Source organism: Candidatus Phyllobacterium onerii, assembly GCF_028331445.1.
Taxonomy (GTDB): Bacteria; Pseudomonadota; Alphaproteobacteria; order Rhizobiales; family Rhizobiaceae; genus Phyllobacterium; species Phyllobacterium onerii.
In genome coordinates this window covers 219,630-243,058 of the sequence record NZ_JAQMHX010000006.1, presented here as the reverse complement: position 1 = coordinate 243,058, position 23,429 = coordinate 219,630, and the positions used below count along the sequence as shown (strand labels likewise).

The 23,429-nt window shown below is 55.4% G+C and carries 23 protein-coding genes; 10 read left to right on the top strand and 13 right to left on the bottom strand.

The features are described 5' to 3' along the window. Window positions 1–39: 39 nt before the first annotated feature. The 5 genes from tolB to ybgC form a co-directional block, all read right to left on the bottom strand. Complete coding sequence (tolB, locus tag PHA01_RS15895) at window positions 40–1,356, bottom strand: Tol-Pal system beta propeller repeat protein TolB (protein ID WP_271897094.1); 1,317 nt, start codon at window positions 1,354–1,356, stop codon at window positions 40–42. Window positions 1,357–1,394: 38 nt separating this feature from the next. After that, on the bottom strand, window positions 1,395–2,504 hold the full coding sequence (locus tag PHA01_RS15890) for a hypothetical protein (protein ID WP_271897093.1): 1,110 nt from the start codon (window positions 2,502–2,504) through the stop codon (window positions 1,395–1,397). 6 nt (window positions 2,505–2,510) lie between these two features. Beyond that, the gene (tolR, locus tag PHA01_RS15885; RefSeq protein ID WP_271897092.1) at window positions 2,511–2,960 is read right to left on the bottom strand and encodes a protein TolR; all 450 of its coding nucleotides are present in this window, start codon (window positions 2,958–2,960) and stop codon (window positions 2,511–2,513) included. A 45-nt stretch (window positions 2,961–3,005) separates the two neighbouring features. Then, window positions 3,006–3,713 (bottom strand): protein TolQ, encoded by a 708-nt coding sequence (gene tolQ / locus PHA01_RS15880; RefSeq protein WP_106719136.1) that lies wholly within the window; start codon window positions 3,711–3,713, stop codon window positions 3,006–3,008. A gap of 235 nt (window positions 3,714–3,948) precedes the next feature. Next, window positions 3,949–4,422: a tol-pal system-associated acyl-CoA thioesterase gene (ybgC, locus tag PHA01_RS15875; protein WP_271897390.1), complete on the bottom strand. Its 474-nt coding sequence runs from the start codon at window positions 4,420–4,422 to the stop codon at window positions 3,949–3,951. A gap of 151 nt (window positions 4,423–4,573) precedes the next feature. On the opposite strand from ybgC, the gene PHA01_RS15870 reads away from it, so the two are divergent. Further along, entirely contained in the window at window positions 4,574–5,731 is a 1,158-nt protein-coding gene (locus tag PHA01_RS15870) for a glycoside hydrolase family 5 protein (RefSeq protein WP_271897089.1), read from the top strand. Here the strand turns inward: PHA01_RS15870 and ruvB are convergent, their stop codons facing one another. From ruvB to PHA01_RS15840, 6 genes are all read right to left on the bottom strand, one after another. After that, window positions 5,732–6,772 carry a Holliday junction branch migration DNA helicase RuvB gene (gene ruvB, locus PHA01_RS15865; RefSeq protein ID WP_224510913.1) on the bottom strand — a complete coding sequence of 347 codons (1,041 nt, stop codon included), beginning with the start codon at window positions 6,770–6,772 and terminating at the stop codon, window positions 5,732–5,734. It lies immediately after the preceding gene. Window positions 6,773–6,812: 40 nt separating this feature from the next. Beyond that, a complete protein-coding gene (gene ruvA, locus PHA01_RS15860; RefSeq protein WP_271897086.1) occupies window positions 6,813–7,430 on the bottom strand; it encodes a Holliday junction branch migration protein RuvA in 618 nt (205 codons plus the stop codon). Next, window positions 7,427–7,954: a crossover junction endodeoxyribonuclease RuvC gene (ruvC, locus tag PHA01_RS15855; RefSeq protein ID WP_271897084.1), complete on the bottom strand. Its 528-nt coding sequence runs from the start codon at window positions 7,952–7,954 to the stop codon at window positions 7,427–7,429. The genes ruvA and ruvC overlap by 4 nt, the downstream gene beginning before the upstream one ends. A gap of 74 nt (window positions 7,955–8,028) precedes the next feature. Continuing rightward, window positions 8,029–8,562, bottom strand: a complete 534-nt coding sequence (rcdA, locus tag PHA01_RS15850; protein WP_271897082.1) for a protease adaptor protein RcdA — start codon at window positions 8,560–8,562, stop codon at window positions 8,029–8,031. 351 nt (window positions 8,563–8,913) lie between these two features. Further along, on the bottom strand, window positions 8,914–10,110 hold the full coding sequence (locus tag PHA01_RS15845) for an OpgC family protein (RefSeq protein ID WP_271897080.1): 1,197 nt from the start codon (window positions 10,108–10,110) through the stop codon (window positions 8,914–8,916). Window positions 10,111–10,240: 130 nt separating this feature from the next. Then, window positions 10,241–11,014, bottom strand: coding sequence for a sulfite exporter TauE/SafE family protein (locus PHA01_RS15840; protein ID WP_271897077.1), 774 nt, complete (start codon window positions 11,012–11,014; stop codon window positions 10,241–10,243). Window positions 11,015–11,233: 219 nt separating this feature from the next. Between PHA01_RS15840 and PHA01_RS15835 the strand changes: the two genes are divergently transcribed. The 7 genes from PHA01_RS15835 (at window position 11,234) to PHA01_RS15805 (ending at window position 18,007) form a co-directional block, all read left to right on the top strand. Continuing rightward, window positions 11,234–11,890 (top strand): thiamine phosphate synthase, encoded by a 657-nt coding sequence (locus PHA01_RS15835; protein WP_271897075.1) that lies wholly within the window; start codon window positions 11,234–11,236, stop codon window positions 11,888–11,890. Between the two features lie 4 nt (window positions 11,891–11,894). Continuing rightward, window positions 11,895–12,953 (top strand): tetratricopeptide repeat protein, encoded by a 1,059-nt coding sequence (locus PHA01_RS15830; protein WP_271897073.1) that lies wholly within the window; start codon window positions 11,895–11,897, stop codon window positions 12,951–12,953. A 93-nt stretch (window positions 12,954–13,046) separates the two neighbouring features. Next, window positions 13,047–14,210: a M20 aminoacylase family protein gene (locus PHA01_RS15825; protein ID WP_271897071.1), complete on the top strand. Its 1,164-nt coding sequence runs from the start codon at window positions 13,047–13,049 to the stop codon at window positions 14,208–14,210. Between the two features lie 145 nt (window positions 14,211–14,355). Further along, the gene (efp, locus tag PHA01_RS15820) at window positions 14,356–14,919 is read left to right on the top strand and encodes an elongation factor P (RefSeq protein ID WP_106719145.1); all 564 of its coding nucleotides are present in this window, start codon (window positions 14,356–14,358) and stop codon (window positions 14,917–14,919) included. A 34-nt stretch (window positions 14,920–14,953) separates the two neighbouring features. Continuing rightward, window positions 14,954–15,745, top strand: a complete 792-nt coding sequence (locus tag PHA01_RS15815) for an inositol monophosphatase family protein (protein ID WP_271897067.1) — start codon at window positions 14,954–14,956, stop codon at window positions 15,743–15,745. 208 nt (window positions 15,746–15,953) lie between these two features. Then, complete coding sequence (locus tag PHA01_RS15810) at window positions 15,954–16,976, top strand: MotA/TolQ/ExbB proton channel family protein (protein WP_112523768.1); 1,023 nt, start codon at window positions 15,954–15,956, stop codon at window positions 16,974–16,976. Continuing rightward, on the top strand, window positions 16,976–18,007 hold the full coding sequence (locus PHA01_RS15805) for a peptidoglycan -binding protein (protein WP_271897063.1): 1,032 nt from the start codon (window positions 16,976–16,978) through the stop codon (window positions 18,005–18,007). The genes PHA01_RS15810 and PHA01_RS15805 overlap by 1 nt, the downstream gene beginning before the upstream one ends. 731 nt (window positions 18,008–18,738) lie before the next feature. Here PHA01_RS15805 and PHA01_RS15800 read toward each other — a convergent pair. After that, on the bottom strand, window positions 18,739–20,553 hold the full coding sequence (locus tag PHA01_RS15800) for an ABC transporter transmembrane domain-containing protein (RefSeq protein ID WP_271897061.1): 1,815 nt from the start codon (window positions 20,551–20,553) through the stop codon (window positions 18,739–18,741). A gap of 203 nt (window positions 20,554–20,756) precedes the next feature. Here PHA01_RS15800 and rpmE point away from each other — a divergent pair, with 203 nt between their 5' ends. Together rpmE and PHA01_RS15790 are read left to right on the top strand one after the other, a co-directional pair. After that, on the top strand, window positions 20,757–20,978 hold the full coding sequence (gene rpmE, locus PHA01_RS15795; RefSeq protein ID WP_112523777.1) for a 50S ribosomal protein L31: 222 nt from the start codon (window positions 20,757–20,759) through the stop codon (window positions 20,976–20,978). A 143-nt stretch (window positions 20,979–21,121) separates the two neighbouring features. Beyond that, window positions 21,122–22,543 (top strand): APC family permease, encoded by a 1,422-nt coding sequence (locus PHA01_RS15790; protein WP_271897058.1) that lies wholly within the window; start codon window positions 21,122–21,124, stop codon window positions 22,541–22,543. Window positions 22,544–22,597: 54 nt separating this feature from the next. On the opposite strand, the gene PHA01_RS15785 is transcribed toward PHA01_RS15790, so the two are convergent. Continuing rightward, window positions 22,598–23,347 carry a YebC/PmpR family DNA-binding transcriptional regulator gene (locus tag PHA01_RS15785; protein ID WP_112523780.1) on the bottom strand — a complete coding sequence of 250 codons (750 nt, stop codon included), beginning with the start codon at window positions 23,345–23,347 and terminating at the stop codon, window positions 22,598–22,600. Between the last annotated feature and the right edge of the window lie 82 nt (window positions 23,348–23,429).

Sequence of the window (23,429 nt, the reverse complement as noted above, 5' to 3'; positions counted from 1 at the left end):
ACGGACGCGATTGTCAGTTGTTGCTGGTTTATCCACCGATTATTCAAGCAGCGGCGACCAGGCAGGATCCGACGCGAGGTTTGGCGTTTGAATCTGGCGCAGATTTCGACCAGTCAGATCGACGGTCGACAGCTTGGGGCTGTTGGAGCCGGGCGGCAGGCGGAAGAACATCAGCACACGGCCGTTCGGAGCCCAGGTCGGACCCTCGTCATGGTAGCCGCTAGTCAGAATTCGCTCACCCGATCCATCGGTCTTCATCACACCGATGGAGAACTCCCCACCAGATTGTTTGGTGAAGGCGATAAGATCCCCGCGGGGAGACCATACCGGCGTCGAGTAAGAGCCATCTCCGAAAGAAATGCGTTGCGGGTTTGAGCCGTCGGCACCCATCTTGTAGATCTGCGGACGGCCGCCGCGATCCGACTCGAACACAACCTGGCTCCCATCGGGAGAATAGGATGCGCCCGTGTCGATAGCTGATGTGCTCGTGAGGCGCGTCGTGGTCCTGCTACGCAAATCCATCGTGTAGACGTTCGCGCTTCCATCTTCCTGCAACAGGCTCATGACGACCTTCTGACCGTCTGGTGAGAAGCGAGGCGCAATGGTCATACCAGGGAAGTTGCCAACAAGCTCGCGCTGACCGGTTTCAAGTTGCAAAAGGTAGATCTGCGGCTTGCCACCCTCGAACGACATGTAAGTGATTTCCTGACGGCTTGGCGAAAACCGAGGCGTCAGGACAAGGTCCTTGCCATTGGTCAGATAGCGCACATTGGCGCCGTCCTGGTCCATGATCGCGAGGCGCTTGATGCGCTTTTCCTTGGTACCGGATTCATCGACAAAGACAACGCGTGTGTCGAAATAGCCTTTTTCACCGGTAAGCTTCTCATAGATTGCATCTGCAATAATATGGGCGACACGGCGCCAGCTTTCGGGTGAAGTAAAGAACTGTTGGCCATCAAGCTGTTGGCCGGCGAATGTATCCCAAAGGCGGAATTCGGCCTTCAGACGGCCATCGCCTTGCTTGGTAACACGACCCGTTACAAGGGCCTGAGCATTGATAACCTTCCAGTCCTCAAAGCGGGGTGCTGCATCGGGATTCGAGATCTTCTCGATGAAAGCCCCTTTATCGACAGGTGCGAACAATCCGGATCGCTCCAGATCTGCAGCAATCACATTAGAAATATTCGTACCCAATTGATCACCGGAAAGAAAATCCGTAATTGCAATTGGCATAGGCTCGACAACACCCTTGGTGATATCGAGTTTCAGCTGGGCTTTCGCAGGTAGCGTCGCCACGATCAAGGTCGCCATGACCATCGCGAAAGCTGCACATAAAGTCCGGAGTATTTTTAGCATTAGTTCAGGGCCCTCTTTTGGCTGGCCTATAATCAACATCAGGTAGCACCAGGATGGAACGTCAGTTCAACGCTCGACCAGGTGTCGTATTTATCTTGAGGCAGGTTAAACGGTGCCGATTTCATCACCGCCCGTAAGGCGCTGCTCTTTACGGCATTCAACAATCCGGAGTCACCACCGCTGCCGCTGACCTCGGGGCGGCCGTCGATCTCGCCATTCTGTGTTAGCCTGAATTTCACAACGATGATCATTTCAGGGGTCTCTTCGGCTCCCACTGGCTTGTTCCAATTTCCTTCAATGAGCCCCTTCAAGGCATCCATCTCGCTTTGGCTGAGCTTTGACCCGCCTGTAGCCTTGTTCGCTCCAAGAGAAGCTTGATCACTCGATCGTTTGGCCCCGCCAGCTGATGGCTTCTGTTTGTTCAGCAGTTCTGCGACTTGATCAGCGATACCGTCTTTGTCCTTTGAGGGTGCCGCGGCCGTCTGCGTCGGCTTGGGCTTCTCCTGTACTTCCTTGCGATCCGGCGTCTTGGCTGTCTGTGCTGGTGGCGTGGGTTTGGCTTCAGGCTTGGCGACCGTATCGGGTAGCTTGAATGCCTCTTCCGCGGGCTTGTCTACCGGAGGTGTCGGCGTAGGCTTCGCTTCCTCTTTCGGCGCTGGCTCGGATTTGGTCTCATTGATCGCCTCGGCCACTGGATCCGGCTTTACCTCTTCCTTCGGAGCGGGCTCGGTCTTTACCTCCGTTGCCGGTACGGGGATTGGTTTGGGCTCTGGCTTGACTTCGGGCTTCGGTTCCGGCAGCGGATCTGGCTTAGCGACTGGTGCATCCGAAGGCCTCGGCGCTTGGGCAGCTTCGATCGGTTTTGGTTTCGTCTCTGGGGCAGGTTTGATGTCTGCGTCGACTTCACTGTCGCCGACGTTCTGAGCGTCCGGAATTGTCTGTGGTTCTTGAGTGGGCTTGGGTGCAGGCTTTTCGGCCTTGGGTGCCTTTTTATCGCCCTTCTGCAGTTGGCTTATATCTGAAACGATATCGATCGGCATCGACTCCGAATTCGCCATATCCATTGGCGTCGGCGAGGAGAACGACAAAAGCCCCCAGCCGATGACCACAGCGTGGATAATTGCGGAGGATGTGACGCTAGCCCGCATGGTTGATCAGTTAACCTCCGGCAGACTGACGAGACCGATATTCTTGAAACCCGAACCAGAAATCTGTGCCATGACCTTCATGATCGTGCCGTAGTCGGCTGATTTGTCACCCTTCACGAAAATGCGCTCGTTATAGCCTGTCTTGGCGATTGCCTGAAGTTTCGGAACGATCTCCTCCAGCGGAATCTCGGTTTCCTGCAGGTAGATCTGCCCCTGCTGATTGATCGTGACGTAGATCGGGTCAGCTTCGCTGTTCAGGGTCTGCGCCGATGTTTCCGGCATATCGATTGGAACGCCGACCGTCATCATAGGCGCTGTTACCATGAAGATGATCAGAAGCACGAGCATCACATCGACGAGAGGCGTGACGTTGATCTCGCTCATCACGCCCTTGCTGGAACGTCCGCGTCGCCGCCGTCCACCCGAAGAACCGTTGTTACCTATCGACATGCCCATGGCATTAAATCCTGCAATTAACGTATCGGTTTCTCAAATGCATCCTCAAGCCCGCGGCAGCTTCTCATCGATTTGCCGCGAGAGTATGGCGGAGAACTCGTCGGCAAAGCCTTCCATGCGCGCGGTCAGTTTTCCCGCGTCGCTCGAAAGCTTGTTATAGGCGATAACCGCCGGAATGGCGGCGACCAGGCCGATAGCCGTTGCCAGCAGTGCCTCGGCGATACCCGGCGCGACTACGGCAAGGCTTGTGGACTTGGAACCAGCAATGCCCATGAATGAGGTCATGATACCGATGACCGTGCCGAACAGGCCGATAAATGGTCCAGCCGAGCCGATGGTTGCGAGGAACGTCAGTCGCGCTGCGAGGTAGTCGCTTTCTCGGGCCAGCGCCACATCCATCGCCTTGTCGATGCGCATTTGCAGTGCGATTGGCGAACGCGCACCCTTTTCGAACGATTTCTTCCATTCCCGCATCGCAGCAATGAAAATTGAACCCATGCCCGTGGTGCGTTTATCACCGAGGTTTCGGTAGAGCTCTTCAAGGGATTGCCCTGACCAGAATATCTGCTCAAAACGGTCGAAGGCGCGCTTTGCCCGGCCAAACCCAAGAATCTTGTCGATGATGATCGCCCAGGTCCAGATCGATGCACCGAGCAGACCCACCATCACAAGCTTGACGACAAACCCAGCTTGCCAGAACAACCCCCACAAGGACATGTCCGATGTCTGAACGGCAACCGCTAAATTTTCCATATCTACAATCCTCGAATCCGAAAACCCGGCGTGTCGACCGGGGGCGCAATCGTCTCAATCCAGATGAGCCACGCTTAAAACCGGAATTTTCCAGTAACCATAACGCGGCTTCTTTACGTTAATTTTGGTAAAACGAAGGCGTTAACGTGAAACCTGTCGTCTGCACGTCTTATTCATGATTTGTTATGGTTAAGGATGAGTTTATGTTTTAAGGGCAGCGGGCAATTATCAGCGCTTATTTCTTCGAAGCTGGCTGAAAAAGTTTGATCCACTCCGGCGGGAATCGTCGTGGCCGGCCGGCACCGTTAATCATCGCCGCCTCTACCATTGCCGAAATAAGGAGATCGTCTCCCCGTTTTATGGCCTGCGCCATTCGCACCCTTGCGCCAGATATTTCCGCTGTTCGCGTCTCGATCGTCAACACATCATCGATCCTTGCCGCAGATTTGAAGTCTATTTCCATGCGCCGGACTACCCAAACGATGCTTTCGCCGAGTTTCCCGTCAACAAGCTCTGAGTGGTGAACGCCAAGAAGGCGCAGGTAATCGGTACGGCCCCGTTCCAGAAATTCAAGATAACGTGCGTGATACACAACGCCGGAAAAATCCGTGTCAGCGTAGTAAACGCGCGCGAGCAAGCGGTGGCCGGTATCCGTAATTTCCCCGGCGAGTCCAGTGGCTATTAATGATGAAGAATTGTTTTCGACCATGGCCCTTCCTTTTTGCAGGCTTGGTAGGCATTTTGTCCATAGCCCCCACGAAATAGGATGCGAAGAATTGATTTTCACATTTTTGCGCGTCCTTCTCTGTCTCTTCTGTTTGGTTGCGAGTTCAACGGCGGGGTCAGCCACAACTTTCACCATGGAACGCGGTCTCAATCTCGAGCTCTGGACCACATGGCCCAAGCCTGATCGCTGGGACGAACCGGCTGTCCTCGACAATTTTCCCGAATGGCGACAGGGAACCACCGTCAGCGATCTAGAGCACATCAGAACCGCGGGTTTTGATTTCGTTCGCATGCCAGTCGATCCTGCAATCTTTCTGGAGGACGCGTCGGAGGATCGCGTTAAAAAACTGATCGCGGAAACGCTCAAAACAGTCGACATGCTGCACAAGGCAGGACTGAAGGTGATCGTCGATTTCCATTCAATTCCAAGCGACGATCGCAAGGTCGATACAAACCACATCCAGGCCGACGAAACACTCTTCACGCGATACCTGAAGATGGTCGGCCGGCTGGGCAGAGCGCTTTCCGAAACGGATGCGGCAACCACTGCGTTTGAACCGTTCAATGAGCCGGTGATCGACTGCGACCCGACACTTTTCCCTAAATGGCCCGCGATGTTGATGCAATTGCATGCGGCTGCTCGTAGCGCGGCGCCAAACCATACATTGATTTTGTCTGGCGGCTGCTGGTCGAGTGCTTACGGGCTGGAAAAGGTTGATCCCGCCCCCATCGGCGACGACAATGTCATCTGGACCTTTCATTCCTATGAACCTTATGTCTTGACACATCAGGGTGCCGACTGGACAGGCGATTCCATGAGCTATGTCGAAGGCCTGCCCTATCCGCCGGATCTGATGGGCGAAAAAGCATTTGAGGAGCGACTTGCGGCGATTCGGAAAACAATCGAGACCAAAGCTCCCAAGGAGCGTCGGGAGGAACTGCTCGTCGGGTTCAATGAAATGGCTGGCGGCGTGACTACCTATAAAGAAGTTCTCGCCGCCTTGGATGAACCATTCGAAAAGGCGGCAGCGTGGGGAAAGAACAACAACATCCCCCCCGAGCGCATTTTCCTGGGTGAGTTCGGCATGATACGCAGGGAGTATCAAAAAAAGTTTCGCATGCCGTCAGACTGGCGCGCTTCTTATATGAAAGATATGACCGAAGCTGCGCACAAACGCGGCTTCCCCTGGTCAGTGTGGTCATGGGGCGGTGCTTTCGGCATTACACTCGATGACAAGCAGCGAGTGCTCGATCCAGTCATTCTGAAAGGTCTCGGGCTAAAGGCCCAGTAATCAGCTGTCTTCCTGGAAAAGGTTGATCTGCTGCTGGATAATATCCGCCGGAGCGTTGAGACCGAGGTGTTTCCAGGCATTGGCGGTCAGAACCCGCCCGCGTGGAGTACGCTGAATAAATCCCTGCTGGATCAGATACGGCTCGATGATGTCTTCGATCGCATCACGAGGTTCCGAAAGCCCGGCGGCAATCGTTTCGATGCCAACCGGCCCGCCGCCGAAATTGTGCGCTATCATCGCAAGATAACGCCGGTCGAGCTGGTCCAGCCCGAGCGAATCGACCTCAAGGCGCAACAGCGCGGAGTCCGCCGTTTCGCGGTCGATCTTGTCCTTGCCGTCGACAATAGCGAAATCCCGCACCCGGCGTAGAAGACGTCCAGCGATACGCGGTGTGCCGCGTGCACGGCGAGCGACTTCCAGCGCTCCGTCATCGGTGACGCCAATACCCATGATCCGCGCCCCGCGCCGCACGATATGTTCCAGTTCTTCGACCGTATAGAAATTGAGCCGGATAGGGATACCGAAGCGATCCCGCAACGGCGTGGTCAAAAGCCCCAGCCTTGTTGTCGCTGCGACCAGCGTAAATTTGGCGAGATCAATTTTTACCGAACGAGCAGCAGGTCCCTCACCGATGATCAGATCGAGCTGGTAGTCTTCCATTGCCGGATAGAGAATCTCTTCGATTGCCGGATTGAGACGGTGGATTTCATCGATAAAGAGAACATCGTTCTCTTCGAGATTGGTCAAAAGCGCGGCGAGATCCCCAGCCTTTGCAATAACCGGTCCCGAGGTCGAGCGAAAGTTGACGCCTAGTTCCTTAGCCATGATCTGCGCCAAGGTGGTTTTGCCAAGTCCAGGCGGCCCGACGAACAAGACATGGTCGAGTGCTTCCCCACGCGACTTTGCCGCTTCAATGAAGACCTTCAGATTGGCGCGTGCCGCCGCCTGGCCAACAAAATCGGCAAGGGTCTGCGGCCGCAGAGAGGTGTCGAGATCCTCGCCACGCTTATCCGGCGAAATCAGGCGGCTGGCATCACTCATTTGCGTGTCTTGGCATAAGCAGCTTGTTCAAACAACCGCATTAGCGTGACAACTCCTTCAGGCCAAGTCGGATCAACTTGGTGGAATCGGCCCCCTCTCCGGCATCCTTCATGGCAGCGGCAATGGCATTGGCCGCCTGATCGCGCGAATAACCGAGATTGGTCAAAGCCGAGACTGCATCCGTCACTGGAGCCGGAGCAACGCCCTCGCCCAATTCCTGTTTGAGCCCGATCGTCCCCATCGCCTCACCGGCAAAGGCTGGCGCCTTGTTCTTCAATTCCGTTACGATGCGTTCCGCGACCCGCTTGCCAACCCCTGGCGCCCGGCTGACCATGGCGATATCGCGCAGCGCAATGGCATTGCCCAGATCAGACGGTGTCAATGTTCCGAGAACGCTCAACGCAACCTTCGCACCAATACCCTGGACGCTTTGCAGCAAGCGGAACCACTCACGCTCAAGCGCAGTGCCAAACCCGAACAGACGGATCAAATCTTCGCGCACATACGTTTCAATGAGCAAGACAACCGCCTCGCCTTGCCCCGGCATGTTGGAAAGTGTCCGAGCCGAGCAGAAGGCGACGTAGCCGACGCCGTGCACATCGACGATCACATGATCCTCGCCGATTTCGTCGACAGTACCTTTGAGCTTTCCGATCATCCGAGTGCCGCCAGTTTCTGTTCGATGGCAATACGCCCGATTGCGCTTTGCCTATGATGTGCGTGGCAAATGGCAACTGCCAGTGCATCTGCGGCATCGTCGGTGTCGAATATAGCCTTCGGCATCAGCACTTTCACCATCATATGAATCTGTTTTTTCTCCCCGTGCCCGACACCGATAACAGCTTTCTTGACTGCATTAGGTGCATACTCGGCAACATGGAGCCCGGCCAGCGCGGGTACCAGCAATGCGATCCCGCGAGCTTGACCGAGCTTGAGCGTCGCTGTGGCGTCCTTGTTGACGAAGGTATGTTCGACAGCCGATTCATGCGGCACCATCTCGTGAATAACACCGGCAAGTCCATCGTGTAGTTGACAGAGCCGGGAGGCAAGGTCGAGTTTGGCGTCTGAAAGAACGGTGCCTGCTGCAACAAAACGCAGCGAATTTCCCAGCGTCTCGATGATACCCCAGCCTGTCCGCCGAAGACCTGGGTCAATTCCTAGAATACGAATCGCTTCTTTCATGCTCGAACCTTATCCACGTGTCACACATCTTGACAGCAGAAAGGTGAACAAAAGAGAAACAAATCTGTGCGTTGTTAGCGATGGCCGAACGCGGTCGCCAACAAACTGATCTGATCGGATACAGGATTGATTGAGAGGACCCGCTTTTGCTCGGTACCGGCACCATCATTGTAAATTTCATCGTCCATCTGGCGAACGCGCGCCTGCAGGCGCAATGAGCGGTGCACGATATCGCAATAGGACAGTGGGATTTCGTCCCAGCCAACAACCGTTTCAGGCGCCGAGTCCGTATCAAGCCGAACTTTGGCTTTTTCTGAAAGCACTTGTTCTAGTGTCATCTCACCGCTACGCGATGCGCGTTGCAAAAGCAGCCACGATGCCACCTGCATCAGACGTGTCGTCAATCGCATTGATTCAGCTGCATAAAGCGTCGCCGCTATGCGCGACAGGCGTTTGGCCTCCTCGCGGCCCTCGCCATCAAGGTAGAAAGCGGCTTCTTCCACAAGGCTCATGCCTTCATCGTAGAGATGATTGAAACTCTCCGAGCGGACCATGCGCTCTGCAAGCCTTATCGTGTTGTCTACGTGGAATTCCTGTTCGGTCATCATATGCCCTGTTACCTAAAATGCGCTGCCACGATCCGCGATTTTTCCAAAGCAGTGCTCCCTTACTGGAACAGCAAGCGAGGTATCACAACGGTCGGCTAGCGGTAGTCCCCAGCAACCTGCCTGCATCCTCACAGGAGCGCAAGTTTATCCTTAATAAAGGGTTAACGGCAGGGTTAAACTTTAGATATGAACATAAAAAAAGAGCCGCAAAAACGAGGCGGCTCTCAGGAGTCTAACAGGGAGGCGTCAAACAAAGTGGCCAAACCACTTGGTAAGAATCCAGAAAACTGGATGATCAATTTATAGATTGTAATGCTTAACGACTGGTTAACAACAACAAGAAAGTTGAGTTTATCGCGAGGCAACTGCTCTCGTCGCCGGCTTCATTGTCCCATCCCTCACCTTGCCGGCAACCGCTATTTGAGGCTTGACCGGCTTTTGCACCGGACGCCCGCCCCAACCGATGCGCGGCAGCCATTCGAGATAATAGGCCAAGGCAAATTGCGCCATGATCCCGCTCGCGATCAATAGCGTATCGTCGAGCAAACCACCTGGATTCAAGACTTTGACGACCTGCGCCACCATAGCAAGGATCGTACCGGCAACAAAAACCGGCAGCGAATGTTTACCTAGAATGGCCAGCGGATGATCTGGGGCACGACGGGCCAGATTGGAGATCGCCGGCACAGAGACAATCACATAGGCGAGTGATAGGACATGGGCCAATCGGGTCAACGACAGGAACGTTTTGTCGAAGCCCGTTAAGACCGCCGGCAGGCCCAGGGACGTATCGACACCCCATAATGGCCAACGCACCCAAACCAGTGCAATCAGGATATAGGCCACTGAAAGCCCGAATAAATACTTGTTGAACCCAATGGTACCGCCTCGGCGCACATGCATGATTCCGGCTATCCCGATAACGAACAGGAACTGCCAAGACAGCGGATTGAGAAACCACACGCCATTGGTTGGATAGTTTGGCGGGGCGATTTGGTATACGCCCGAAACCAGCCACAGCATACCTGAGAGAACAACCATGGCAGAAATGCTGATTCTTGCGATCATCAGGAATATTGGGAGCATCAACAACAATACGCCATACATTGACAGGATATTGTTGTAGCCAATCTGATGGCCCATCGTCGCAATGCCGATGAGTGCCTTTGCCGGCTGATCCATCAGCGGACCGATGTTGATGAACGACATGAAGTCGGGACGTTTCAGGTAAATGCCTGCGGCACAGAAAATCGCCAGTGTAGCGATTGTAGTGAGAATGTGAGCGCAGTAGAGGGTCGTAGCCCGCCGCCAGGCCTTGAGCGTTGTCAAAAGACGACTGCCCGATTCGAACTTGGAACCATAGGCGAGACCGACCGCTATACCGGAGATCAATACGAACGCCTCGGCGGAGTCGGAAAATCCAAAATTCTTGTGAGTGAGGTTCTCATAGACCGTCCCCGGAATATGATTGATGAAGATCGTCAGAAGAGCCAAAGCCCTGAAAACGTCGATACGGGTGTCCCGCTGTTTGAGCTGGTTCTGTGTCATAGCGTTCACCAATATCCTGTCATGCACGGTCATTCCGCTTCCGGCCTCGATGGAAGCGACTCGCCTGGGAGGCTGTGATTGATAATGTTGACATAGGGCAAAAGTTGCGGTTGCGCCGATCAACTTTCGTTCAAAAATATGACAAGTTGGCAATTCCGTCGTAGGTGAGCTTCAGGCCCATCAGCAAAATCATTGCATACATGAATGGATAAAATACTTCCGGTCGCATCCGCTTGACGATCCAGGCGCCGGCGAATGTCGCAAGGGGCGCAAGGGGTACGAGCACAGCGGACGCTTTTAAATTCGTCGCATCGAATTGTCCGAGAGCAAAGTAGGGAATGACCTTGATCGCATTGATAACGGCAAAGAAAATAACACTCGTGCCATTATAAATCTTCGGATCCTGCCGCAGCGGAAGGGTGTAAACCTGGTAGGGCGGGCCACCAGCATGGGCGACGAAACTCGTGAAACCGGCAATCGTAGACCAAAGCGTGGCCGAAGCACCGTTATGGGATTGTGCGGTCGTACGCTTCGCTGCGCTTGCGAAGACGTATCGCGCAAAAAAAATGATCGCAACAAGTCCAACGATCAGTTTCACCATGTCATCAGTTACGACGGAGGCGGTGAGCCAGCCAATGCCGACGCCGAGCAAACCGCCGGGCAACATCAGCTTCAGGGTCGTCATATCACGATAGCCACGCCACGACCAAAGGCTTGCGACGTCCATAATGATCAGAATGGGCAGCATGATCGCCGCCGCCTGAACCGGCGGCATAACCAGCGCCATGAGCGGGACACCGACCTGTCCCATAGCACCACCAAGCCCGCCCTTGGAAAGCCCAATCAGAATCGTGGCCGGGACAGCTGCGGCATAGAACCATGGGTTCATCAGAAGATCGGGCATGGCGGGGAATCCGGCAGGAAGTACTTCTCCCTTTAACCCTGCTCATTACGATTGAAAAATGCTTTTTTGGAAATATGCTCCGATTTGGTACATAAGATGTTGAATTTTCAACAAGGCAAATCGAAACCTTTGGGTCTGTTCAAACCATCCGCCATCCTCTATGCCCGAATTCCATCACGATTGCCCGGTCTATGAAGAACGATTGTAAGGTCGCAACCCATGAACATCGAACCGACGCCTCAACGCTGCCGTATCGTTTTGATCGCCCCTCCGACTGCAAACCGAGATGAACTTGCCAAGCTGCTTAGCGATGCGCTTTCCGGCGGAGATGTTGCTTCGGTATTATTGCCCGCCTATGAAGCGGATGAGGCTCTGTTCCAGACCCTGGCTGAAATTGCCGTTCCGATCATCCAGCACGCCGGTGTAGCAGCAATTATCGTCGGCAACACCCAGATCGCTGGCCGGGTCAAGGCAGATGGTCTGCATATCGAGGGTCCGGCAGCTGATATTGCAGCCAATGTGACGCGCTTTTCGCCCAAAATGATCGTCGGGACCGGCAATATCAAGAATCGTCACACCGCGCTGGAAATTGGTGAAGCTCAACCGGATTATGTTCTGTTCGGCAAAATTGGCGCTGACAACAAGCCGGGAGCGCACCCGCGCAACATCGATCTTGCCGACTGGTGGGCTTCCATGGTTGAAATTCCTTGCATCATTCAGGCGGGCAACACCCTCGACAGCATCCCCGAGGCCGTAGCAACGGGTGCGGAATTCATCGCTCTTGGTTCGGCTGTTTTTGATGGAACAGATCCTGCAGGGGCTGTCCGGGAGGCCAACCGGCTTCTTGACGAGCACGCGCCTAAATTTGAGGAATAATTCTATGGGAGCAAGATCAGGAAAGCTCGTCTGTTCTATTGCGGCCGCACTGATGGCCATGCCGGTTTTTGTCGCGGAAGGCCTTGCCCAAACCGCTCAAACACCTGCGGCGGAACCGACGACGACTCCTGCACCCGCCATGCCGGCCTCGCCCGAAACGACTCCCAAGCAAGCCAAGCCTAAATCACCCAATGATCCGGCTCTCGATACCATCAACCCGACGCGGTTTGGCAAAGGTCCGGAAGATGACGCCTTTGGCGCCTACCAACGCGGTCTCTACAAAACGGCTTACAACCTGGCTTTGCCGCGGGCGGAGGCCGGCGATCCAAATGCCCAGGTCTTGCTTGCAGAAATTTTGGCGCGTGGTCTTGGCGTCCCGATTAATATGCAGGAATCCGCAAACTGGTACGGCAAAGCTGCCGATCAGGGATTACCGGAAGCACAATTCCGCTACGCTGTGATTCTGCTCCAGGGGAAATATGCTCCAAAGGACCCCAAGAGGGCCAAGGAATTGATGAAAGCCGCCGCAGACGCTGGAAATGCTCCGGCAGAGTTCAATTTTGGTCAAATCCTGCTGCAAGAACGACCGGGCGCCACAGGTGTCGAAAATGCTTATCCCTGGTTCCAGAAAGCTGCAGACAAGGGTCTTCCCGATGGGGAATATGCGCTGAGCCAGATTCTCGCGAACGGCACACTGACTATTCCGCGCGATGACGCAAAGGCGCGGCAGTATTTGGCGAAAGCCGCTGTGAAGGGATACGACACGGCTCAACTCGATCTGGGGAGCTGGCTCGTTACGGGCCGTGGCGGAGCAAAAAACTATAAAGCTGGGTTCGGCTGGATGTTGCGTGCGGCAACGGGCGGCAATGTCGCAGCGCAAGCGCGTCTCGCCAAACTTTACCGCGACGGTATTGGCGTCGAGGGCGATTTCATCAAGGCTGCTGCATGGTACATCGTGGCCAAACGTGCAGGGCTGAATGATCCCGAGCTTGAATCATTCATGGCCGGCCTTGATGATAGCCAGACCCAAGCCGCAATCACGGAAGCAAATAAATTGCAGTGAACTCGTCTTGATCCAAAACGTTGACGCGCTGATTATCGGCGCAATAGATTTCGGAACGTACCGATACCGCAACCAGTCGATGGGAATCCAAAAATGCCGTTGATCAACCGCGCTCACGAGATGCAGCAACACGTCGCCGAATGGCGCAGGCACCTGCACGAAAATCCGGAGCTCATGTACGACGTGCATGAAACGTCGCGGTTTGCCGCCGAGAAACTGCGCGACTTTGGCTGCGACAGCGTCGAGACCGGCATTGGCAAGACCGGCCTGGTCGGCATTATTCGAGGGCGGCATGGCGATGGGCCAGTGATCGGGTTTCGCGCGGACATGGACGCTTTGCCGATAACCGAAGCGAGCGGGAAATCCTGGACGTCCAATATACCCGGAAAGATGCACGCGTGCGGCCATGATGGCCACACCGCAATGCTACTTGGTGCAGCACAGTATCTTGCCGAAACCCGTAACTTCAAAGGTACGATCGCTGTCATTTTTCAGCCTGCCGAAGAAGGCGGTGCCGGCGCGCTTGCCATGATCGACGATGGTTTGATGGAGCGTTTCGGGATCAGCGAAGTTTATGGCATGCATAACGCACCCGGCCTGCCAATTGGTCAATTCGCTACTCGCAAGGGTTCGATCATGGCGGCGACCAACGAGTTCGAGATAACGGTAACAGGGCGGGGCGGTCATGCGGCAAAGCCTCAATCGGCGATCGACCCCGTGGTGATTTCCGCCCATATCATTCTTGCCTTGCAGTCAATCATCTCACGTGAGACTGATCCTCTGAATTCACTGGTCATATCCGTAACGCAGCTCAACGGTGGTGACGCATCCAATGTCATCCCGGATATCATCAAGCTTGGCGGTACAGTAAGGACACTTTCGCCGGCCGTTCGAGCGTTCGCGCAACAACGGCTGACCCAAGTCGCTGAATTGACTGCTGCGGTCTTTGGCGGCAAGGCAGAGGTCAAATATCATCAAGGTTATCCCGTAACGTTCAACCATGCGCGGGAAACCGAGTTCGCTGTCAGCGTCGCCCAGACGATTGTTGGCAGCGCAGCAGTGACGACGGACATGCCGCCCGTGATGGGCGCCGAGGATTTCTCCTATATGCTGGAGAAACGGCCCGGCGCCTTTGTTTTTATCGGCAATGGCGATACTGCGAGCCTGCACAATTCAGCGTATGACTTTAATGATGATGCGATTCCTTATGGCATCAGTTACTGGGTCTCATTGGCGGAAACGGCGTTGGCCGCCTGAGCTCGTGGGTAAAAATCGGAAGAACGCCTTGTGGCTGTTTTCGTGCCCACTCTTGCCTATTTGACGAATTTGTGGTCTTGGAGCGCCATTCTTGACCGCCGCCGCAGGACTGGCGCGGATATCCAACACAAATCCGAGTAGACAAATGAAAATCAACGGCAATGAAATCCGCACCGGCAACGTGATTGAACATGATGGCGGCCTTTGGGTTGCTGTCAGGACCAATCATGTCAAACCCGGCAAGGGTGGTGCTTATAATCAAGTGGAACTGAAAAACCTCATCAATGGTACGAAGCTGAATGAGCGTTTCCGCTCTGCGGAGACCGTTGAGAAGGTTCGTCTTGAGCAGAAGGATTTCTCCTTCCTCTATGAGCAGGGCGAAGCGTTGATTTTCATGGACACCGATAGTTACGAACAGCTCGAACTGCAAAAAGATTTTGTTGGTGACCGCGCCGCCTTCCTTCAGGACGGTATGATGGTGACGGTCGAGCTCTATGATGAGCGCCCGATCGGCATTTCGCTTCCGGACTATGTAACGCTGGCAATCACCGAGGCCGATCCGGTCGTCAAGGGTCAGACAGCGGCGTCTTCCTATAAACCGGCAGTCCTGGAAAACGGCATTCGCGTTCTTGTGCCCCCCTTTATCTCGTCGGGCGAACGTATCGTCGTTGATACAAACGAACTGACTTATGTTCGCCGCGCCGATTAAGCTAATTTTGATTTTGACGGAGAAATAACCCGAAATGGCGCGCTCAGCGATTCTCAATGTAATGGTGCAGGCTGCTATGAAAGCCGGCCGCTCGCTCGCTCGCGATTTTGGCGAAGTACAAAACCTGCAGGTCTCGTTGAAAGGACCTGGTGACTATGTCAGCCAAGCCGACAAGAAGGCCGAGGAAATCGTCTACACCGAACTGCGCCGGGCCCGTCCCGACTACAGCTTCCTGATGGAAGAATCGGGCGTTGTCGAGGGCACTGACGGCCAACACAGATGGCTGGTCGATCCGCTCGACGGCACCACCAATTTCCTGCATGGCATTCCGATTTTTGCCGTTTCGATTGCACTTGAGCGTCAAGGCCAGATCGTGGCCGGCGTCATTTTCAATCCGGCCATGGACGAGCTCTACACAGCGGAGCGCGGCGGTGGGGCATTTCTCAACGACCGCCGGCTACGCGTTTCAGGTCGCAGCAAGCTGGTCGACTCCGTCATAGGTACCGGCGTTCCCCACCTCGGTCGCGGCGATCACGGCAACTATCTTTTGCAGATGCGCAATGTCATGGCCGAAGTATCCGGTATCCGCCGCATGGGCGCGGCGGCGCTCGATCTGGCCTATGTAGCAGCAGGCCGCCTCGACGGTTTCTGGGAAGAAGGTCTTTCACCGTGGGATATTGGCGCCGGTATCATCATGATCCGTGAGGCTGGAGGCTTCGTCACAAATTTCGATGGCGAGCAAGATGTGATCGAAAGTAAAGCTATCATTGCGGGTAATGAGGCAATTCAACGCGCGCTTCTAAAGACCTTGAAAAAACCAATCTAATCGCTGCATTTGTTGCATGTCCGGAACAACAACGAAGTTTTGCTCAAACAAGAGCAATTCAGCCTTTCGGGCACCTTTCAATTTCACCATAATTTCGGTTAGGGTCGCAGAAATCGATTTGACTTGCGCGAAAAGCATGCAGGCAAAGTGATTTTATGTTCATTGTGCATCGGTTAGGTGCACCGGATTGCGATGCGGAGACGACACGATGGCTGATTTCAGTTCGACCCGCCAGGGTATGGACGGCGATGATTTTGATCCTTACCGGCTCTCCAGCCCGCGGTTCGTGCTTTTATCGATGGCGATCTTTCTGGCAATCGTTGCCTTTCTTGCCGCCATTCTGTTTCGCCAGATATCGGTCTTCTTTACCACCAATCCCGGTCTCAATGGCTTGATCGTCGGCGTTCTTGTCGTGGGTATCCTCCTTGGGTTTGGCCAGGTAATTCGGTTGTTTCCTGAGGTTCGCTGGGTCAATTCTTTCCGGAAGGGCAACAATGATCCGAACGCCAAGCCAATCATGCTCGCGCCGATGCGCGCCCTCATCGGACGACGCCAATCCATGGCGCTTTCAACCAGCGCGATGCGTTCCATGCTTGATTCCATCGCTGCACGGCTTGATGAAACCCGTGATATCTCCCGTTATCTCATCGGTCTCCTGGTATTTCTCGGTCTTCTGGGAACCTTTTGGGGACTTCTCGAAACGATCGGCTCCATCGGCCAGACCATTCAGTCGCTCGACCCGCGAGCGGGCGATGCAAATAGCGTCCTCGACTCGCTGAAGGCCGGTCTTCAGTCTCCGCTCCGTGGTATGGGCACGGCGTTCTCCTCCTCGCTCTTTGGCCTTTCCGGATCACTCATACTTGGTTTTCTCGATTTGCAGGCGGGTCGTGCTCAAAACCGCTTCTACACAGAGTTGGAAAACTGGCTATCAAGCGTCACGGATCTTGGCTCCGACCTGCACGCGCTCGATGCCGCGAGTAGTGGTGCCTCCGATGAACTGCGCGCATTGTCGGAACGCCTGCAAAACATTCAGGAGACCGGCGGATCGAGCCAGCGCACAACGGCCGCTCTGGCAAGCCTTGCCGAAGGTATTCAGGGGCTTGTGAAGAACATGCGGTCCGAGCAGCAGATGATGCGCGATTGGGTGGAGAAACAGTCGGACGAACAAAAGGCCATTCGTCAGACCCTTGCCAAATTGGGCGATGCTATCGCTCGTGACAAGGCAAACTGATGGCCCTCGGTCGTAACCGCAAAGCCGTTCGCCATATTGACTATTGGCCGGGTTTTGTCGACGCGCTGTCGACGCTACTCCTGTCGATCATGTTTCTGCTCTCGGTATTCGTTCTTGCGCAGTTTCTCTTGAGCCAGGAAATCACCGGCAAGGACGCGGTTCTCAATCGCCTTAATTCGCAGATCAACGAGCTCACACAGCTATTGTCGCTGGAACAGGGCAACAAGCAGGACCTGGAGGATACGATCGCCAACTTGCAGGCATCGCTCACCAGTGCGCAGAACGAGCAATCGCGGCTTCAGTCTCTGCTCTCTCAAGGTGCCGGCGCCGGAGCGGCGGCCGAAGGCAAGATCACCGAGCTTTCGACCGGGCTTGAGAACGAAAAACAAATCAGCGCTCGCGCACTTTCGCAGGTCGAGATTCTTAATCAACAGATCATGGCGTTACGCAAACAGATCGGTGCCCTCGAGGAGGCGCTCAACGCATCGGAGTCGCGTGACAAGGAATCGAACGCCAAGATTGCCGACCTCGGCAAGCGGCTTAACGTCGCTCTCGCGCAACGCGTGCAGGAGCTCAATCGCTACCGCTCAGACTTTTTCGGCCGTCTGCGGGAAATTCTTTCCGACAGGGAGAACATCCGCATTGTCGGCGACCGTTTCGTCTTCCAGTCGGAAGTGCTGTTTCCATCAGGAACTGCGATCCTTAATCCGGCCGGTTCGGAAGAGATGAAGAAGCTTGCGACTGCCTTGATCGATCTGCAGAAGGAAATCCCCGATGATATCAATTGGGTTCTGCGCGTCGATGGCCATACAGACGACGTCGCTCTTTCCGGAACTGGCCAGTTCAAGGACAATTGGGAGCTTTCCTCCGCACGCGCCATTTCCGTCGTGAAGTTCCTGATTGCCAACGGTGTTCCAGCAAACCGTCTCGTCGCCGCGGGCTTCGGCGAGTTCCAACCGCTGGAGCCTGGTGGCACACCGGAAGTACGAGCCCGTAACCGTCGTATTGAGCTGAAATTGACTGAACGCTAGAGCGCTCCCATCTTGTCAAAGAACAGGGTGTGCTTCCCCCTTGCCACGCCCTCATCCTGAGTCTGGCCATTGCTTTCATTGTGGGAAGACGGGCGGTCGTCGAAGCGCGTCTTTGTAGAATAATAATGCGATCCGAAGACCGCCCGTCCGGCGACTTTTGATCCCGTCCGTTCCGCTTGGGAGGCCTTCCGCGTTGGCTGAATTGCGTCACCCGCTGCCGAAAGCCCCTTTCGAAGTGCTCGTCCAGCACACGCCAGTCGTAGTACCGGCAGGGGAACCCTTGGACAGAACTTCCCCGGACAGCGGGTCCGTTACCCGCCATCGGAGGCGCCGATCCTCTCCCCACTTCGAACGGCTCCGGAAGCAGTTCCCGTGAAGAGGACGGGAATAGAATAAGCGAGGTTTTGGGGGCGTGGATAAACAGCCACGATTATTTTGAGATTGGACGCTTCAAGAGTGCTGATCAGCCGGATGGGCAAAACTGCTGTGCGTGGTTCGACAAGCTCACCATGAGGGAGTTGGGTGGCTGCACGATAACCGGCGACGCCGCGATAGGCATCAACGTTGCCGTTCCTGGCTCCCTGCAATCAACCCACCTCCCTCATGGTGCGCCTCATTCTGAGCTTGTCGAAGAACGAACCACGCACCTTGCCTGTGCCGATTCCGAGCACTTACAGTACCCGTCAAAACGTTCTAATTTTTACTCTATCCACGAAACGGCAAGCACGCCGTTATTCCGCGGCGCCCCTGAAGGCATCGGCGCCCGCTTCGAATTGCAGCTTGGCAAGGCTGGCATAGATGCCGTTCTTCTTGACCAAAGTCTGATGCGTGCCTTCCTCGACAATGCGTCCGTTCTCCATGACGAGAATACGGTCGGCCTTCAGCACGGTCGCGAGCCGATGCGCGATAACCAGCGTTGTGCGGCCTTGCATCAAATGGTCGAGAGCCCTCTGCACCAGCATTTCGCTCTCCGCATCGAGCGCGGACGTTGCTTCGTCGAGCAATAGGATAGGCGCGTCGCGCAAGATGGCGCGCGCGATGGCCATGCGCTGGCGTTGACCGCCGGACAGTGTGATGCCGCGCTCGCCGACCTGCGTATCATAACCGTCGCCGAATGCTTTGATGAAGTCGTGCGCCAACGCCGCCTTGGCCGCGGCTTCTATCTCCGCGTTTGTAGCTCCAGGTCGACCAAAGCCAATGTTCTCGCGGGCGGTCGCGGCAAAAATTGTTGTATCCTGTGGAACAATCGCGATGCGTGAACGCAGATCCGAAGGATCGACTTCGCGCAGATCGAGCCCATCGACGCGGACACTCCCCGAAACCGGATCGTAGTAGCGAAGCAAGAGTGAAAACACGGTACTCTTGCCGGCGCCCGACGGGCCTACAATAGCGACCGTCTCGCCTGGTTGGATGTTGAATTCGAGACCTTTCAGGGCCGGAGCATCCGGGCGCGACGGGTAGTTGAAGTAGACATCGTCGAAGTTCACCGAACCTATGGCCGGGTGCGGCAGAGGGACAGGATTGGCCGGTGCTTCTATTGCCGGTTTCTCTGCCAGGATTTCCATCAGCCGCTCGGCTGCACCCGATGCCTGTGACAGCTCGCCCCAAACCTCGGAAAGCGCTCCCAGCGCCCCTGCGGCAAACACCGCATAGAGCAGAAACTGGCCAAGTGTTCCAGGAGTCATCGCACCGGAAAGTACATCACGCGAGCCAAACCAAAGCACGGCGACGACACTGGAAAAGATCATGAAGATGGCAAAGGCAGTCAAGATAGCCCTAGCCTTGACCGATGAACGCGCTGCCGAAAACGCATCTTCTACGGATGCGCCAAAGCGCGTTGTTGCTAGTTTCTCGTTGGTGAATGCCTGCAGCGTGCGCACCGAGACAATGGATTCGCTGGCATAGGCCGTGGCATTGGCCAGAGTATCCTGGGCGGCGCGTGAACGGCGACGCACGGATCGCCCGAAAGCAACCAACGGAATGATGATCAACGGAATTGCCGCAATAACAAGTCCCGACAGCTTGGCGCTCGTAATGACCATCATCACGATTGCGCCTAAGGCAAGGATGAGATTGCGAAGCGCGACCGACGCCGTCGCACCGACCGCCGATTTGATCTGTGTCGTGTCTGCGGTAAGGCGCGAGACAATTTCTCCCGATTGCGTACCATCGAAGAAAGCCGGAGAAAGCCGCGTCAGGTGATCGAATACATCACGACGCAAATCCGAAACGATGCGCTCACCAAGTGTTATAACGAAATAGTATCGCCCCCCCGAAGCGAGTGCCAGAAGCGCTGCAAGCACCACCAGCATACCAAAATAGTTATTGATAAAAGCACCATTTGCGCCGGTAAAGCCATGATCGATCATGCGCCGGACAGCCAGCGGAAGTGTCAACGTCGTTACCGCCGCCAGCACCAGGGAGACAAGCGCGCCAGCTATCATGCCCCGATAGCGAGACATATATGGGTAGATGCGCCGCAGCGGTTTCAAGGAGCGACGCTTTCTTTCCGTCTCTTGAAGGTGAGATGGATCCCTATCGGCCATGTCTCAGGTCTTCCTCACATCGCTTTGCGACTTTGCGGCCAGACGGCCTTGTTATTGCTTAAAGGCTGATGTATAGGCTCGCCAACAGTTTTGGAAGCCCACGCCCCTGTGACGTTTGGCTTCATCTCTACCAATCGGCTCCGACCGGAACCCCACTTAGGCAGTGGCGCTGGTTTTGTGCCCTCTAGTTTAGGACGATACAGATGCAAGCCAAGATTCATCCAGATTACCACACCATCAAGGTCGTCATGACCGATGGCACAGAATACCTGACCCGCTCCACCTGGGGCAAGGAAGGCGATACGATGAACCTCGATATCGACCCCTCCACGCATCCGGCATGGACCGGTGGTTCGCAGCAGCTGACAGACCGTGGCGGCCGCGTATCGAAGTTCAAGAGCCGTTTCGCCAATCTCGGCATATAAGTTTTTCCAGCACACCGGATTTTGAAAACGGCCCCGAATTTTCGGGGCCGTTTTTGTTGTTCGCCCCTCTCGTTTGACAAGCTACTGTTTCGCCAATAGTTTTTTCAAACGCGTATCTGCATGTACAAGGGAGGGAGTACCCGATGACGGACATGACTTCAGGTAGCAACGCTTCAGGAGCGGCGATCGAGCCAAGTCTTCATCGGGTCATGGGCCCCTGGCTCCTGCTCCTCTTCATCGTCGGCGATATTCTAGGCACCGGCATCTACGCGCTGACTGGACAAGTTGCCAAGCAGGTTGGCGGTGTCGTCTGGCTGCCGTTCCTCGTGGCTTTCATCGTCGCCGTCGTTACCGCCTTCAGCTATCTTGAGCTCGTGACGAAATATCCGAAAGCAGCGGGTGCCGCGCTTTATACGCACAAGGCCTTCGGCATCCACTTCATAACTTTCATCGTCGCTTTCACTGTCATGTGTTCAGGCATCACCTCCGCGTCGACTGCATCGCGTGCATTCGCCGCTAACCTTTCGGGGGCGTTTCAGCTCAATCTGGAAACCGGGATCGGTATCTCGCTCGTCGCACTTGCCTTCATGGCCATCGTCGCGGCCGTGAATTTCCGGGGTGTTGGTGAGAGCGTCAAGGCCAATGTGGTTCTGACCATGGTCGAGCTGACAGGCCTTCTGATCATCATCTTCATCGGCTTATGGGCCATTGCCGCCGGTCAGGGCGACGTCTCCCGCATCACGCAATTTGCGACATCTCCGGATACCAGCGTCTTCTGGTCGGTTATGGCCGCGACCACCCTCGCCTTTTTCGCCATGGTCGGCTTCGAGGACTCGGTCAACATGGCTGAGGAATGCAAGAATCCGTCGGGAATTTTTCCAAAAGTGCTGCTGGCGGGTCTCTTCATTACCGGCATCATCTATGTGCTGGTCTCTATTTCCGCCATCACCCTCGTTACGCCTGCCGATCTCGGCGAGGGCGAAACCCCGCTGCTCAAGGTCGTCCAGGCTGGAGCGCCGAATTTCCCGCTATGGATTTTCGGCTTTATCACCATGTTCGCCGTTGCCAACAGCGCCCTGATCAACATGTTGATGGCGAGCCGCCTCGTCTACGGCATGAGCCGCGAACACGTGTTGCCGCCGATTTTCGGCAAGGTACACGCCAGACGCCGCACGCCATATCTGGCGATCGCCTTTACGACATTGCTGGCATTTGCCCTCATCCTGTTTGTTGGTGAGGTTCCGGCACTTGGTGGCACGACAGCGCTATTGCTTCTTTTCGTTTTCACGATCGTGAACATTGCCGTTCTGGTCTTGCGAAAAGAAAGTGTCGATCACGATCACTTCCGCACTCCGACGTTTCTGCCAATCGTCGGTGCAATCTGCTGCGCCTTCTTCGCGGGCCCCTGGACGGGCCGCGACCCAGTGCAATACAAGATCGCCGGGATACTCATCGGGATCGGTGTGGTGCTATGGGTTGTTACCATTCTGGTCAATCGCGCCACCGGCGTGAAGCCGGCTGACGTGCACATGGAAGCTCTTGGCGGTGACGGGCCGGTCAACTAAGCTCAAACAAAACCCGCCAGGACATTCCTGGCGGGTCATTATTTTCAAATGGGACTAAGCTGCGCTGAGCTTGGCCAGAACTTCGTCGCTCACTTCAAAGTTCGCGTAAACGTTCTGCACGTCGTCATCATCGTCCAACGTTGAAATCAAACGAAGAACCGACTGCGCCTTTTCTTCATCAACCGGAGCGGTCGTCGCCGGTTTCCAGATCGCCTTGATTGATTCCGCTTCACCGAGTGCGGCCTCCAGCGCCTTTGAAACGTCGCCGATGTCTTCGAAAGCGCACAGGATCACATGGCCCTCTTCGTCACTCGCTACATCGTCGGCTCCAGCCTCGATCGCAGCTTCCATAACCTTGTCAGCGCTGCCTGCCTCGGGCTTGTAGGTGATTTCACCAACGCGATTGAACATGAAGCCGACGGAGCCGGTTTCGCCCAAGGCGCCACCAGCCTTGGTGAAGGCCGCACGCACGTTAGAGGCCGTGCGGTTTCGATTGTCCGTCAATGCCTCGACGATGACGGCAACGCCGCCTGGGCCATAGCCCTCATAGCGGACTTCCTCGTAGTTGTCGGCGTCGCCACCGGACGCCTTCTTGATGGCGCGCTCGATATTGTCCTTTGGCATCGACTGCGCCCTGGCGTTCTGTACGGCCAGGCGCAAGCGCGGGTTCATCAACGGGTCAGGGAGACCCTGCTTGGCAGCAACCGTGATTTCGCGCCCGAGCTTGGAAAAGATCTTTGACCGAACGGCATCCTGGCGCCCTTTGCGGTGCATGATGTTCTTGAATTGTGAATGGCCTGCCATGGCACCCCTGCGTGCTTTCTTGCGGTTGTTGATGTTTCACTTCAGGGCCCTGCAATGAAGTTGCGGGCTGCACCGAGCGGAA

Bases quoted from the DNA above. Each gene is read 5' to 3' on its own strand.
- tolB (WP_271897094.1), bottom strand. From the start codon at position 1,356: ATGCTAAAAATACTCCGGACTTTATGTGCAGCTTTCGCGATGGTCATG.
- PHA01_RS15890 (WP_271897093.1), bottom strand. From the start codon at position 2,504: ATGCGGGCTAGCGTCACATCCTCCGCAATTATCCACGCTGTGGTCATC.
- tolR (WP_271897092.1), bottom strand. From the start codon at position 2,960: ATGGGCATGTCGATAGGTAACAACGGTTCTTCGGGTGGACGGCGGCGA.
- tolQ (WP_106719136.1), bottom strand. From the start codon at position 3,713: ATGGAAAATTTAGCGGTTGCCGTTCAGACATCGGACATGTCCTTGTGG.
- ybgC (WP_271897390.1), bottom strand. From the start codon at position 4,422: ATGGTCGAAAACAATTCTTCATCATTAATAGCCACTGGACTCGCCGGG.
- PHA01_RS15870 (WP_271897089.1), top strand. From the start codon at position 4,574: ATGGAACGCGGTCTCAATCTCGAGCTCTGGACCACATGGCCCAAGCCT.
- ruvB (WP_224510913.1), bottom strand. From the start codon at position 6,772: ATGAGTGATGCCAGCCGCCTGATTTCGCCGGATAAGCGTGGCGAGGAT.
- ruvA (WP_271897086.1), bottom strand. From the start codon at position 7,430: ATGATCGGAAAGCTCAAAGGTACTGTCGACGAAATCGGCGAGGATCAT.
- ruvC (WP_271897084.1), bottom strand. From the start codon at position 7,954: ATGAAAGAAGCGATTCGTATTCTAGGAATTGACCCAGGTCTTCGGCGG.
- rcdA (WP_271897082.1), bottom strand. From the start codon at position 8,562: ATGATGACCGAACAGGAATTCCACGTAGACAACACGATAAGGCTTGCA.
- PHA01_RS15845 (WP_271897080.1), bottom strand. From the start codon at position 10,110: ATGACACAGAACCAGCTCAAACAGCGGGACACCCGTATCGACGTTTTC.
- PHA01_RS15840 (WP_271897077.1), bottom strand. From the start codon at position 11,014: ATGCCCGATCTTCTGATGAACCCATGGTTCTATGCCGCAGCTGTCCCG.
- PHA01_RS15835 (WP_271897075.1), top strand. From the start codon at position 11,234: ATGAACATCGAACCGACGCCTCAACGCTGCCGTATCGTTTTGATCGCC.
- PHA01_RS15830 (WP_271897073.1), top strand. From the start codon at position 11,895: ATGGGAGCAAGATCAGGAAAGCTCGTCTGTTCTATTGCGGCCGCACTG.
- PHA01_RS15825 (WP_271897071.1), top strand. From the start codon at position 13,047: ATGCCGTTGATCAACCGCGCTCACGAGATGCAGCAACACGTCGCCGAA.
- efp (WP_106719145.1), top strand. From the start codon at position 14,356: ATGAAAATCAACGGCAATGAAATCCGCACCGGCAACGTGATTGAACAT.
- PHA01_RS15815 (WP_271897067.1), top strand. From the start codon at position 14,954: ATGGCGCGCTCAGCGATTCTCAATGTAATGGTGCAGGCTGCTATGAAA.
- PHA01_RS15810 (WP_112523768.1), top strand. From the start codon at position 15,954: ATGGCTGATTTCAGTTCGACCCGCCAGGGTATGGACGGCGATGATTTT.
- PHA01_RS15805 (WP_271897063.1), top strand. From the start codon at position 16,976: ATGGCCCTCGGTCGTAACCGCAAAGCCGTTCGCCATATTGACTATTGG.
- PHA01_RS15800 (WP_271897061.1), bottom strand. From the start codon at position 20,553: ATGGCCGATAGGGATCCATCTCACCTTCAAGAGACGGAAAGAAAGCGT.
- rpmE (WP_112523777.1), top strand. From the start codon at position 20,757: ATGCAAGCCAAGATTCATCCAGATTACCACACCATCAAGGTCGTCATG.
- PHA01_RS15790 (WP_271897058.1), top strand. From the start codon at position 21,122: ATGACGGACATGACTTCAGGTAGCAACGCTTCAGGAGCGGCGATCGAG.
- PHA01_RS15785 (WP_112523780.1), bottom strand. From the start codon at position 23,347: ATGGCAGGCCATTCACAATTCAAGAACATCATGCACCGCAAAGGGCGC.